Genomic DNA, 13,453 nt, shown 5'->3' with positions numbered 1-13,453 from the left:
TGTCATGCGGGCAAATTGGCGATATGCACGGGAGGCTCGCCGGCCGCCACGGGCAGGCCGAACACGCGCTGGTAGAAATACAGTTCCGCCTCCAGCGTGCGCACGATGTTTTCCGCCTTGCGGAAGCCGTGGCCTTCGCCTTCCAGCGGTACGTACGCGACCGGCACACCGCGTGCCTGCAGGGCGTCGACCATCAGCTGCGACTGCTGCGGCGGCACGACTTTGTCATCGAGGCCCTGGAAGAAGATCATCGGGCGCGACAGTTTATCCGTGTGGTGGATGGGCGAGCGCGCGCGGTACAGCGCTTCGGCTTGCGGCTGCGAGGCGATCAGGTAGTCGTTGTAGTGCGATTCGAACTTGTGCGAATCGAGGTCCAGGCCTTTCAGGTCGGACACGCCGTAATAGCTGGCGCCGGCCTTGAAGACGTCGTGGAAGGTCAGGGCGCACAGGGTTGTCAGGCCACCGGCGCTGCCGCCGCGGATGATCAGGCGTTCCGGGTCGGCCAGGCCGTTGGTCGCCAGGTAGCGCGCGCCGGCGATGCAGTCTTCCACGTCGACGATACCCCATTGCCCGCGCAGCGCGTCGCGGTATTCGCGGCCGAAACCGCTGCTGCCGCCATAGTTGACGTCGAGCACACCGATGCCGCGGCTGGTCCAGTACTGCGTCGCCAGTTTCAAGGTATTGCTGGCCATGCTGGTGGGGCCGCCGTGGCTGATGACGATGACGGGCGGCAAGGTTCCTGCGGGCGCCTGCACGTCGCCATTGGTGGGCGCATAAAAGAAGGCGTAGGCCGTGCGGCCATTGCTACTAGGAAAGCTCAAGCTGCGCGGCACTGACAGGTAAGCAAGCGCGGGCAAGTGTGCTATCGACTGCGCCAGCACTTCCAGCTCATGGTTCGATAAATCGATGCGCGCCAGTTCCAGTGCGATGGTGGGGCTGCCGCCCAAGAGCGCGACGAAGCCGCGCCCCACGCGCAATTCGCGGATTTCCTGGTATGGGTGGGGAATCGGCTCCAGCTTGGCCGCCGCCACGTTCAATTGCGCCAGGTAGCTGATACCGGCCTGGATATACGTGCAGACGATCTCGTCGTCGGAAAGAAAACCGTACATGCTGCCGCCGAAAGTCCAGTGCGGCGTGGCAAATTCCGCTTCCATCGGGCACAGCGCCTCGATGTCGGCGCCATGCAGGCGGTACAGATTCCACCAGCCGCTGCTGTCGGAGACGAAGTGCAGCAAGCCGTTCGGTGACCATTCCGGCTGGCAAATCGACTCGCGCGCGCCGCCGGCGATCAGGCGCGGCGACCCCAGGCTGCCATCCGCGTGCACGTCGGCCAGCCACAGTTCCGTGCCTTGCCACGGCAGGCGCGGGTGGTCCCAGCTGATCCAGGCCAGCTGGCTGCCGTCCGGCGACAAACGCGGCGCGGCATAAAAATCGTGGCCGCGTGCCAGCACCGTTTCGCCCCCGTCGAAGCTGACGGCCGCCAGGCAGTTGTCCGGCTGCGCGTGGCCTTCTGCGGGATGCTGCTCGCGCACGGCGATCAGGCGGGACCGGGCCGTATCGACAACAAAATCCGCATGGCGCGTGCTGCCGCCCGTGGTGAACGCTTCGGGCGCACCGTCGCCGGCCACGCGGTACAGGCAATTGTCGGCGAAATGCGAGAAATACACGGTATCGCCATCGACGGCATACGCGCCGCCGCCGTATTCATGCACGCGGGTGCGCACATTGAACGGCGCCGGCGTCAGTTCATCGACACGCGCGCCGCGCTGGCGCAGCAGGGTATTGCGGCCCGCCTCGCTGGCGCGCCCGGCCAGCCAGAGCACATCGGTCCCATCCGCACCGCCCAGGGCCAGCTGCGTCAGCGGCGAGGCGCCGGCGGCGACGATGGCCGCGCTGATCGGCGATGGCCAAATGCCATAAGGGGTGCTGGATGCGGTCGAGGTCATGCGGGCTCCGTGTCGTGGTGGGAAGAGGGGCCTCCAGGCGGCGTCAGGCAGCGCGGCGGCGTGCATCATCATAATGGAAGGGCTGCCACAACGAAAGTCATCGCTGTGCGGGGCAAATGCGGCAAAGCAGCACTGGAATCAATGAAATGGCAACGATTGGATGCGATAATACCGCTTCTCCAAGCTCGATTGCCTTCCATGCCACAATTTGCTCCGCTCCAGAATGATACTTTCCTGCGCGCCTTGTTGCGCCAGCCGACCGAGCACACTCCCGTCTGGCTGATGCGCCAGGCGGGCCGCTACCTGCCCGAATACCGCGCCACGCGCGAGCGGGCCGGCTCCTTCCTGGGGCTGGCAAAGAATCCCGATTACGCCACGGAAGTGACCTTGCAGCCCCTGGAGCGCTTCCCGCTCGACGCCGCCATCCTGTTTTCCGACATCCTGACGGTGCCTGACGCCATGGGCCTGGGTCTGTATTTCGCCGGTGGCGAAGGGCCGAAGTTCGAGCGTCCGCTGCGCACGGAGCAAGATGTGATGGCCTTGCAAGTGCCGGACCTGGAATCGCTCGACTACGTTTTCAAGGCTGTCACGCAAATCCGCACGGAACTCAATGGCCGCGTGCCGCTGATCGGTTTTTCCGGCAGCCCGTGGACCCTGGCGTGCTACATGGTGGAAGGCGGCGGCTCGAAAGAGTTCCATACCATCAAGAAGATGCTGTACAACCGCCCTGACCTGATGCACCACATCCTGGCCATCAACGCCACTTCCGTGGCGCAGTATCTGAATGCGCAAATCGATGCCGGCGCGCAAGCCGTGATGATTTTCGATTCCTGGGGCGGTGCGCTGGCCGATGGCGCCTACCAGGAATTTTCGCTGGCCTACATGCAGCAAGTGGTGGCGCAGCTGAAACGCGACAAGGATGGCGTGAAAATCCCCGCCATCGTGTTTACCAAGGGCGGCGGCCAGTGGATCGAGCAAATCGCCGATATCGGCGCCGATGCCGTGGGCCTGGACTGGACCGTCAACCTGACGCGCGCGCGCCAGTTGGTGGGACATAAAGTGGGCTTGCAGGGCAATCTCGACCCCGCCATCCTGTTCGCCAGCCCCGAGCAGATCCGCGCCGAAGTGGCCAAGGTCTTGCATGCCTTCGGCGCGCCGTCGGCAGGCACGGGCCACGTATTCAATCTGGGCCATGGCATTTCCCAGTTCACGCCGCCAGAGTCGGTGGCGGCCATGGTGGAAGCCGTGCACAGCATGAGCCGCGCCATGCGCAGCGGCCAGTAAGCACGCACCGCTTTCCGTGGCTCAGGGGCGCACAAGGCAGGCTTTCCAACGGAAGCCTGCCTTTTTCTTTGCTGCGCCCTAGCAAGAAATACCGACTTATGCACAATTTTTTTTGCTGCGGAAATAATAGGCAGTCGAAAAGCCATGCCCGGGGAAGATCTGCAAGTGATTGATTATTAAGGAATAAAAAATGCATTGCCCGGCGGACTTTATTGCAATTGATAAGGTTATTGTTTCGTTTGCCAGCCTTATTCCTTCATTGTCCACAAAGTTATCAACAGATTCTGTGGATAAAATTGAAAAGTAATTTGTTAACCGATACTTAGCGCAGATGTTCAGGTTTCACCTGAGGTGTATGTTGCAGCGCATGATCATTGCACAATGTTTCGCCGCCCGGCAGGCAAAAACGAACGCTTGCCCGGCAATTGTCAACTTTGCCTCATGCGGCAGGCATTTTCCCGGATTGAGTGCATCAAAACGGTGCTTATTTCTGTACAAAAAAATGAGAAATGGTTCAGTTATGCACAGCGGCGGAAATGCCCGACGGATTTATCGCCTCCCGGGGATCAATTTTTAAGTCATTGATTTTAAATAGTTAATTTTTCTTGCGTGTCCCTCTTGACGGCGATCAAAATCTTCTATCTACATTTTTCTGAAAGTTAATTTTGCTTTGTCCACAAAGTTATCCACAGAATTTTCTTCAGGCAGCATGCCACGCGGTCGCGTCCGCCGTTAGGTGTTTGATGGACGAAACAAGTATCATGGCCCGCTGGCTTGATGCCTGACATCCCGCCGCGCCATCCACCTCAGGCGCGCTTTTTTATTGAGATAGGCCACCCCCATGTCGCAGTGCATTTTGACGTCGTGCATCCTGAAAATCGCGCTCGACACGCCCTTGAACGCCCTGTTCGACTACCGCTGGAACGCGGCGTTAGACGCCGGTGCGGACGCCGGTGCGGACGCCGGCGTGGAGGTTGCCGTGTCACTGCCGCAAGTGGGACAGCTGGCGCTGGTACCATTCGGCCGGCGTGAAGTGATGGGGCTGATCGTCGGCGTGTCCGACAGCACCGACGTGCCCGCCGCGAAATTGAAGGACGTGCTGGCCGTGCGCAACCAGCTGGCGCCATTATCGGAACAGTGGCTGGCGCTGGCCGCCTTTGCCGCCGATTACTACCAGCGTCCGCTGGGCGAAGTGGCCCTGCCGGGTTTGCCGAAGAATTTGCGCGTGCTCACCACCGTGGCGCTGGACCGCGCCATCAAGAAGCTGGCCAAGCTGGCCGACGCGCACGACGGCACGCCGCTGAACATGCCGGCACTCAATGCCGCCCAGCAAGAGGCGGCCGACGCCATCGGCGGCGCCCGGGGTTTCAAGCCGACCCTGCTGTACGGCGTGACGGGCAGCGGCAAGACGGAAGTGTATCTGCAAGCGTGCGCCCAGGTGCTGGCACGCGACGAGGCGGCGCAAATCCTGATCCTGGTGCCGGAAATCAACCTCACGCCCCAGCTGGAAGGCAATATCCGCGCGCGCTTTCCGGGCGTCATGCTGGCCACCTTGCACAGCAGCCTGTCCGAAGGCGAGCGCATGCTGCACTGGCTGGCCGCCCACCAGGGCCAGGCGCGCATTGTGCTCGGCACGCGACTGGCCATCCTGGCATCCTTGCCGCAGCTCAAGCTGATCGTCATCGACGAGGAACATGATCCTTCCTACAAGCAGCAGGAAGGCTTGCGCTATTCGGCGCGCGACCTGGCCGTATGGCGCGCCTGGCAATTGCAGATTCCCATTGTGCTGGGTTCGGCCACGCCTTCGCTGGAAAGCTGGCAGCATGCGCAGACGGGGCGCTATCGCAAGCTGGAATTGCGCGAACGGGCCGTCAAGAACGCGGTGTTGCCGCGCGTCAAGATTTTGGACATGGAGCGCGACAAGCCGAAAGATGGCCTGACTTCGCATCTGGTAGCCGCATTAAAACTGCGCATGGAGCGCGGCGAGCAGTCGCTGCTGTTCTTGAACCGGCGCGGCTATTCCCCCGTGATCTGCTGCGAATCGTGCGGCTGGATCAGCAATTGCACGCGCTGCACCTCGTTCATGGTGCTGCACAAGCCCGAACACCGCTTGCGCTGCCACCATTGCAGCCTGGAATTGCGCATTCCCCGCCATTGCCCCACCTGCGGCAACGTCGATCTGCAACCGCTGGGACGCGGCACGCAGCGCGTGGAAGAGGGCTTGCAGCAACTGTTTCCCGAGGCGCGCATTTTGCGCATCGATGCCGATTCCACGCGCAAGAAGGGCAGCGCGCAGGAAGCGTTTGACACCGTGCACCGGGGCGAGGTGGACATTTTGATCGGTACGCAAATGGTGGCCAAGGGCCACGATTTCAAAAAGCTGACCCTGGTGGGTATTTTAAACCCGGACACGGCCCTGTTTTCCCAGGATTACCGGGCCAGCGAACGGCTGTTCGCCCAGTTGATGCAGGTGGCGGGCCGGGCGGGGCGAGCCGCGCAGACGGAGGGCGGCAGCGTTTCCGAAGTGCTGATTCAGACGCGTTATGCGCGCCATCCGCTGTACGACGCCGTCGTCAACCACGATTACGACCATTTCGCCACGACCTTGCTGGAAGAGCGGGCCCAGGCGGCGCTGCCGCCGTATCTGTTCCAGGCCCTGCTGCGCGCCGAGGCGCCCGAGCTGGCCACGGCCATCGAATTCCTGCAAGCGGCGAAAGAGTGTATGGAACACCCGCAGGTGACCATCAATGACCCGATTCCCATGAGCATGACGCGCGTCTACAATGTGGACCGCGCCCAGCTGCTGCTGGAATCCCCCTCGCGGCCCGCCTTGCAGGCGTTCCTGAAGGAATGGCTGACTGAGTTGCGCGCCATGAAGACGCGCGTGAAATGGTCGCTGGAAGTGGACCCGCTGGATATCTGAATTAGTTCAGGTAGTCGCGCGCCGATTTGACGATCTGCTCGGACAGCAGCTTGGTAAACGGCGTGTCCAGGGTCCAGGCATGCCAGCTCAGCGGTACGTCCAGGGTGCTGCCCGGCATCAGATCCACGAGACGGTCTGTTGCCAGCGCTGGCGCGGCCAAGCGCTGCGGCATCAGGCCGTAGGCCAGGCCATCCTGGACGCAGGCGCGGCGCGCCGTTTCCACCGGTAAGGTGTGGTGTGGAAACGGTTCACGCATGCTCAATTGTTCCGCGAGGAAACGCGCCAGCAAGCCGTGCTGGCCCACCACGGCCGGCGCCAGTTGCACCGCCTCGGTAATAAAACCATCGCCGAACCAGTGGCCCGCAAACATGGGCGTGGCCACGCAGACATAGCGCAAGGTGCCCAGCGGCGTGACGCTAGTGGCCGCCGCCGCGTCCAGCGCTGTGCCGGATTCGGCCGCCACGCAGCCAAACACCGTGCCGTCGCGCACCATCTGCAAGGCGCTGTCGCTGTCGGCCAGGCGCACGTCGAGCTGGCAGCGCGGTGGCGCCAGCAGGGCGGCCAAGGTGTCGGGGAACCAGGTGGCCAGGCTGTCGGCATCGATGGCGATGGCGATTTCCGGCATGCTGACGCTGTTGCCCAGGTCGATGTCGAGCGAGGCTTCCATCAGCTTGACGTTGCGGTGATGCACGATCAGGCGCTGGCCCAGTCCCGTCGGCACGGCTGGCTGGCCACGGATAATCAGCAGGCGCCCGCTAGCGTCTTCCAGCGCCTTGATGCGCTGCGAGACGGCCGACTGGGTGATGCCCAGGGCCAGAGCGGCCTTGTCGAAACTGCCATGGCTGGCGACGGCGTCCAGCACAGCCAGTGCGCGATAATCGAGTGATCCCATTAGCTCAGCTTATATATTTTGAAAATGATTAGTTATACTAATGCATATATTGCTGCAATGTAAAACCTTATTTTCGCTAAACGGGTAGTATCGAACGCTGTGAGCAACCTCAGTGGATGGATAGCACGATGAAGACGATAAAGGTGGATGTGGCCGTGATTGGCAGCGGTACGGCCGGCATGACGGCGCACAAGGCGGCGCGCATGCAGGGCAAGCGCGTGCTGATGATCGAAAGCGGGCCGTACGGCACAACGTGCGCGCGCGTGGGCTGCATGCCCAGCAAACTCTTGATCGCGGCCGCCGAGGCGGCCCATGCCGTGGCTGCCGCGCCGGCTTTTGGCGTGCATCCGGGCCCCGTGCGCATCGACGGCCGACAAGTGATGACCAGGGTGCGCAGCGAGCGCGACCGATTTGTCGGCTTCGTGCTCGACGGCGTCAACGCCATCCCCGACGAAGAAAAACTGCGCGGCCATGCGCGCTTCATCGCGCCCGGCAAATTGCAGGTAGACGAACATACGCTTGTCGAGGCCACCAGCGTGGTGATCGCCACCGGTTCCACGCCCATCGTGCCGCCCGAGTGGCAGGCGGGCGGCGACAGGGTCATCACGAGCGACGCCGTGTTCGAGTGGACGGACTTGCCAAGCTCAGTGGCCGTGGTCGGCAGCGGCGTGATCGGCCTGGAGCTGGGCCAGGCGCTGGCTCGCCTGGGCGTGCGCGTGACCCTGTTTGCGCGCGGCAACAAAGTCGCGCAACTGACTGACCCGCTGGTGCTGCGGGAGGCGGCTGCCGTGCTGGCGCGCGAACTCGATATCCGCTTCCAGACCAGCGTGGCGCACGTGGCAACAACGCCAGACGGCAGCGGTATCGCGCTGACCAGCCGCAATGGCGCAGGCGAGGAAAAAACCGAGCAGTTTGAGTATGTGCTGGCCGCCATTGGCCGCCGTCCGAATGTGGATCACATCGGCCTGGAAACGGCGCAAATCGAACTCAACCGCCACGGCATCCCCCTGCATGACCCGCGCACCATGCAGTGCGGCAAGAGCGCCATCTTCATCGCGGGCGACGCCGACAACGCCTTGCCGCTGCTGCCCGAAGCAGCCGACGAGGGCCGCATCGCGGGCGACAACGCGGCGCGCTTTCCTGACGTCAAACCGGGCTTGCGCCGCACGCCGTTGACCATCGCCTTCACGGAACCGCAGATCGCCACCCTGGGCGCCACCTACCAGCAATTGTGCGTGAGCCACGCGGGCCGCTTTGCCGTCGGCGCCGTGTCATTCGGCAACCAGGGCCGCAGCCGCGTGATGTTGCAAAACCAGGGCTTGCTGCGCGTGTATGCGGAATTTGGCAGCAAGCGCTTTCTCGGCGCCGAGCTGATCGGCCCTCGGGCGGAACACTTGAGCCATTTGCTGGCCTGGGCATGCCAGGCCCAGTTGACGGTACCGGCCATGCTCGACATGCCGTTTTACCACCCCGTCATTGAGGAAGGTGTGCGCACGGCCTTGCGCGAGTTGGCGCTGCATCTGGAAAAAGACCCGGAACACGCGCCCGGCTGCGCCGATTGCTCGCCTGGCGTCTGATGCAACTTTATGCTTTATATAATTTTGTAGACAAGCGCACATGATTGCGCGATCATCGTTACCACATTGGAATATTGATTAAAAGCAAAAAACATTTCAAATGGTTCATGCCCACGACGCCCTGATGGTAAAAAGGGGAGCGGCTAGCGATGACGGAGACGATGTGAAAATTCGGCGCATTTACGCGGGAGAACTCGCCCTGGGCGTAGCCCTGCCCTGGGACGTGCACGGCGAGACGGGCGGCTTGCTGGCCAGGCTGGGCCATGTCATCAGCAGCGAGAACCAGATCGCATTGCTGCTGGCGCGCGGCGTCATCGCCGATACCAGTGCTGACGTGCCGCGCACGGCCACGGAAGCGCCATCGGCCCTGCGCATGCTGAACCTCGTCACGGCGGGCCTGGCGCTGGTCTTGCCGGCGATTGCCGCCAGGCAGGCGGGCAGCCACTTGTCGCTGGCGCCGCTGGCGCAACTGGTGGAAGAGGCCGTTGCACTGGACGCCGACGTGGCGCTGGCCTGCATCCTGCACAACCAGGGCGCGGGCGATTTTGCCGTGCGCCACAGCGTCGACACGGCCGTCATCACGGCCTTGCTGGCGCGCGCCCTGAAACTCGATGATGGTGTGATCCGCAGCGTGGTACTGGCCGCGTTGAGCATGAATGTGGGCATGCTGGAACGCCATGCGGATTTCCAGCACAAGGCGGGGCCGCTGGACGCGCAGGAGCGCGCCTATTTGCGCGCCCATCCGCAAGCGGGTGTCGACTTGCTGCGCGCGACGGGCGTGACGGACGCCGTCTGGCTGCAGGCCGTGCTGCAGCACCATGAAAATATCGATGGCAGCGGATATCCGCTGGGCACGCAAGGCGAGGCGATCGGCATCGGCGCGCGCCTGATCATGCTGGCCGACCGCTATTGCGCGCGCGTGTCGAAGCGCAGCTATCGCCAACCTTTGCTGCCGAACGTGGCCTTGCGCGAAATGTTGATGGCCGACAAGGCTACCCTGGATGCGCCGCTGGCGTCCCTGCTGGTGCGCGAGCTGGGCATCTACCCGGTCGGCACCTTCGTCAAACTGTTAAATGGTGAAATCGGCGTCGTTACGCGCAAGGGCTTGAATGCCAGCACGCCCCACGTGCAGTCGCTGATCGGCCCGCGTGGCGCGCGCCTGGACGTGCCGCTGCGCCGTGATACGCGTGTGGATTTGCACGCCATCCGTGAAGTGCTCAGCGCGGAGCAGGCGGGTTTGCAGTTTCGCCCCGACCAGCTGTGGGGCCGCAGCGCGCGAATTTAGCCCAAGCGTTTAGTTCAGCAAGCCCGCATCCAGCCGTCCCTCAAGCGCCAACTCGCGCATGATGCGCACGGTGTCGATGTCGGACTCCTTGTAGGCGGAGCGGCGGAAGTCGTCGTACAGGGCGTTGGCCGCATCGGTGGCCGCGTCGTGGCCGTCGTCGTACTGGAAGCGCACCCACAGGCTGGCCTCGTCGGGCATCTCAATGGTCATCACTAGCGAGGAGGCGCTGATATCCTGTTGCGCCGGCACTTCGTAGCGCACCTGCAGTTGCGGCACCAGCACCACCTTGTCGTTGATGACCAGCTCGCCATAGCGCAGGCTGCGCGCGAAACCGGCATCGCTGCGCTGGCTGATCTGGCATTCGTCCAGGTGCGGCACGAACAGCTTGGGCGACTCGGCGCGCAAGACCAGGCCGCGCCAGACTTGTTCCAGGCTCAGGGTGTCGATCAGCGGGTTCAAAGGATCGTTGATTTCAATCAGGTGTTCAAATTTCATGGGACTGTCATTCGGTAAGTGGGCGCGCACGGGCGATATAGGCGGAATGGTACTCCAGCGCTGACATCGCCGCACGCATTGCATGGGCCGAGATGGCGGCACAGGGCGGGATATCGATGTCATTGCCTGTTTTTCATGCAGATCTTGCCGTGCAAATGGCGGGCGCCACGCTGTTACAATGGGCTGCTGTTCCCTGCGAAAATACCCCTGATGTCCAAAGCACCACAGTTCGGTCTGAATGCGCCCCAAAGCGAAGCGGTTACCTACCTCGACGGCCCCTGCCTGGTGCTGGCGGGCGCCGGTTCGGGCAAGACGCGCGTGATCACGCAAAAGATCGCCCATCTGATCGAAGACCGGGGCTATGACCCGCGCACCATCGCCGCGCTGACCTTCACCAACAAGGCGGCGCTGGAAATGCAGGAACGCATCGCCAAGTTGCTCAAGCAACCACGCCAGGCCAAGCAGCTGACGGTGTCGACCTTCCACTCGCTGGGCGTGAAAATCCTGCGCCAGGAAGCCAATGGCGTGGGCTTGAAAGACCGCTTTTCCATCATGGACAGCGACGATTGTTTTTCGCTGGTGCAAGACCTTGCCATTACCACCGATAAACAGGTCATTCGTGGCATCCAGAATGCCATGTCCTTGTGGAAAAATGGCTTAATCGATCCGGACATGGCGCTGGCGCAAGCCAAGGATGAAGACGAAGCGAACGCGGCGCGCATCTACCGCAGCTATGTGGCGACGCTGTCCGCCTACCAGGCCGTCGATTTCGACGATCTGATCCGCTTGCCCGTGGAATTGTTCCGCAACAACGGCCCCGTGCGCGACAAGTGGCAGCGCCGCCTGCGCTATCTGCTGGTCGACGAATACCAGGATACGAACACGTGCCAGTACGAACTGGTGAAACTGATGGTGACGGGCATCGGCAAGAAGCCGATGTTTACAGCCGTGGGCGACGACGACCAGGCCATTTATGCCTGGCGCGGCGCCACGGTGGAAAATCTGAAGACGCTGGAAACGGATTTCCCCGATTTGCGCGTAATCAAGCTCGAGCAGAATTACCGCTCCACCATGCGTGTGCTCAATGCGGCCAACGCCGTCATCGGCAACAACCCGAAGCTGTTTGAAAAGTCGCTGTGGTCGGAACACGGCCTGGGCGAACCGATCAAGGTGCTGGGCATGCAGACGGACGAGCAGGAGGCGGAACAGGTGGCCATCATGATTTCGGCCGACCATTTCGAACGCAAGAACAAATTTTCCGATTACGCGATTTTGTACCGGGGCAACCACCAGGCGCGCATCATCGAGCAGTGCTTGCGCAAGGAACGCATCCCGTACACGATTTCGGGCGGCCAGAGCTTCTTTGACAAGGCCGAAATCAAGGACATCATCAGCTATCTGCGCCTGCTGGCCAACGAGGACGACGATCCTGCCTTCATCCGCGCCGTGACGACGCCGCGCCGCGGCGTGGGACAGTCGACCCTGGAAGTGCTGGGCGCGTTCTCGGGTCAGTGGCAGTGTTCGCTGTTCCAGGCTGTGTTCAAGGGCGGCATCGAGGCCAAGCTGACGGACCGCCAGTTGGGGCCGCTACGCGACTTCTGCAACTTCATCAACGACCTCGAATCGCGCGCCAGCCGTCCGGGTGCGGCCGGCAGCGGCGACAACGCGGCCGAAGTGCTGGATGACATGATGAAGGAAATCCACTACGAATCGTATCTGTACGATGCCTTCGAGGAACGGCAAGCGCAAAGCAAGTGGCAGAACGTGCTGGAATTCGTCAACTGGCTGAAGGAACGGGGCCGGGGCGGCAAGGACCGCGATGGCGAAGAAAAGAACGTGCTGGAACTGACGCAGATGGTGGCCCTGATGACCATGCTGGAAGGCAAGGACGAAGAACAGGACGCCGTGCGCATGTCCACCCTGCACGCCTCGAAAGGGCTGGAGTTCCCGCACGTGTTTCTGGTGGGCGTGGAAGAGGGGATTTTGCCGCACAAGGGTGACCCCGACGCGCCTGCCGAAACCATCGCCGCGCGCATCCAGGAAGAGCGCCGGCTGATGTATGTGGGCATCACGCGCGCCCAGCGCACCTTGCATATCACCTGGTGCAAGAAGCGCAAGCGCGCCGGCGAGCAAGTCCATTGCGACCCGTCACGCTTCATCAAGGAAATGGAACTCGACGTGGGCGATGCCGTGCCGACGGAAGCGGAAGTGATTTCGCCCAAGGAACGGCTGGCGCGCATGAAGGCGCTGCTGGCCGCGCCGAAAGTTTAGTTAAAGTACGTTCACGCTTCCACGGCGCCGTCCGGCGTGGTTTTCGGCACGATGGCCAGCTGCATTCCCAGCGCATCGAGCATTTTTAAAATGGTTTCGAAGCGCGGCTTGCTGCCTTCGCGCAAGGCCTTATACGCGCCTTCGCGCGTGATGTCGGCCCTGGCGGCCACCTTGCCCATGCCATAGGCGCGCACCACGTCGTTCATGGCGGATTGGAACAGTTCCGCGTTGCCGGTGGCGACGATTTCGCTCATGTAGGCGGCCACGGCGGCTTTGCTGGTCAGGTGTTGCGTCGGGTCAAACTTGCTCAGGCCTAATGCTTCCAGGTCGTCGAGGTCGAAGGTGTCATGGTCGGGGTGTTGGTTCATTTCTTTCGTGCTCCTGTCATGGGGCTGCAGCCGCTTTCCTGATGCCTGCCTGCCGGGCTTTCAAGTTCCTGAGGATTGCTTGCGCCTGCTTGATGTCGCGCCGCTGGCTGGACTTGTCGCCGCCCAGCAGCAGCAAGATCAGGGTACCCAGATTCGTTTCGTGAAAATACACGCGCCAGCCGGGCCCCGTCTGTAGAAAGCGCAGCTCGCAGACGCCCTCGCCTACCGGCCGCCAATCGCCCTTTTTTCCATGCTGCAAATGCTTGATGCGCGCATCGATGGCGGCGGCCGCCACGTCGTGCAGGCAATCTTCCCAGCGGCGATATTCAGCCGTCTTGCGCGTATCGATCAGGGATGGCTCAGGAGCCGCAGGTGTGTTCATTGTAATCGTTTGTTCTCATTCGTCAAGCGG

The 13,453-nt window shown here is 62.3% G+C and carries 10 protein-coding genes; 5 read left to right on the top strand and 5 right to left on the bottom strand.

From position 1 onward, the window contains the following. Positions 1–2: 2 nt before the first annotated feature. A complete protein-coding gene (locus tag ACP7DE_RS21250; RefSeq protein ID WP_426073947.1) occupies positions 3–1,946 on the bottom strand; it encodes a prolyl oligopeptidase family serine peptidase in 1,944 nt (647 codons plus the stop codon). Between the two features lie 198 nt (positions 1,947–2,144). Here ACP7DE_RS21250 and hemE point away from each other — a divergent pair, with 198 nt between their 5' ends. Both hemE and ACP7DE_RS21240 read left to right on the top strand, forming a co-directional pair. Next, positions 2,145–3,230, top strand: coding sequence for a uroporphyrinogen decarboxylase (gene hemE, locus ACP7DE_RS21245; protein ID WP_426073945.1), 1,086 nt, complete (start codon positions 2,145–2,147; stop codon positions 3,228–3,230). Positions 3,231–4,071: 841 nt separating this feature from the next. Next, the gene (locus ACP7DE_RS21240) at positions 4,072–6,153 is read left to right on the top strand and encodes a primosomal protein N' (protein WP_426073944.1); all 2,082 of its coding nucleotides are present in this window, start codon (positions 4,072–4,074) and stop codon (positions 6,151–6,153) included. A gap of 1 nt (position 6,154) precedes the next feature. Here the strand turns inward: ACP7DE_RS21240 and ACP7DE_RS21235 are convergent, their stop codons facing one another. Beyond that, positions 6,155–7,045: an ArgP/LysG family DNA-binding transcriptional regulator gene (locus tag ACP7DE_RS21235; protein WP_426073943.1), complete on the bottom strand. Its 891-nt coding sequence runs from the start codon at positions 7,043–7,045 to the stop codon at positions 6,155–6,157. 128 nt (positions 7,046–7,173) lie between these two features. On the opposite strand from ACP7DE_RS21235, the gene ACP7DE_RS21230 reads away from it, so the two are divergent. Then, entirely contained in the window at positions 7,174–8,622 is a 1,449-nt protein-coding gene (locus ACP7DE_RS21230; RefSeq protein ID WP_426073942.1) for a dihydrolipoyl dehydrogenase, read from the top strand. A gap of 163 nt (positions 8,623–8,785) precedes the next feature. Beyond that, complete coding sequence (locus ACP7DE_RS21225) at positions 8,786–9,907, top strand: HD-GYP domain-containing protein (RefSeq protein WP_426073941.1); 1,122 nt, start codon at positions 8,786–8,788, stop codon at positions 9,905–9,907. Between the two features lie 9 nt (positions 9,908–9,916). Here ACP7DE_RS21225 and ACP7DE_RS21220 read toward each other — a convergent pair whose 3' ends face one another. After that, positions 9,917–10,402 carry an SRPBCC family protein gene (locus tag ACP7DE_RS21220; protein WP_426073940.1) on the bottom strand — a complete coding sequence of 162 codons (486 nt, stop codon included), beginning with the start codon at positions 10,400–10,402 and terminating at the stop codon, positions 9,917–9,919. Between the two features lie 210 nt (positions 10,403–10,612). On the opposite strand from ACP7DE_RS21220, the gene ACP7DE_RS21215 reads away from it, so the two are divergent. Continuing rightward, positions 10,613–12,673, top strand: coding sequence for a UvrD-helicase domain-containing protein (locus ACP7DE_RS21215; protein WP_166448575.1), 2,061 nt, complete (start codon positions 10,613–10,615; stop codon positions 12,671–12,673). A gap of 11 nt (positions 12,674–12,684) precedes the next feature. Here ACP7DE_RS21215 and ACP7DE_RS21210 read toward each other — a convergent pair whose 3' ends face one another. Then, positions 12,685–13,041: an addiction module antidote protein gene (locus ACP7DE_RS21210; protein WP_353659549.1), complete on the bottom strand. Its 357-nt coding sequence runs from the start codon at positions 13,039–13,041 to the stop codon at positions 12,685–12,687. 16 nt (positions 13,042–13,057) lie between these two features. Beyond that, positions 13,058–13,423 carry a type II toxin-antitoxin system RelE/ParE family toxin gene (locus ACP7DE_RS21205; RefSeq protein WP_426073939.1) on the bottom strand — a complete coding sequence of 122 codons (366 nt, stop codon included), beginning with the start codon at positions 13,421–13,423 and terminating at the stop codon, positions 13,058–13,060. Positions 13,424–13,453 lie beyond the last annotated feature (30 nt).

It is taken from the genome of Janthinobacterium sp. DSP2-3-3, from assembly GCF_049897325.1.
Lineage (GTDB): Bacteria > Pseudomonadota > Gammaproteobacteria > Burkholderiales > Burkholderiaceae_D > Janthinobacterium.
Note: the sequence above shows the minus strand (reverse complement) of the source record. Positions and strands in the feature narration are given on the sequence as shown.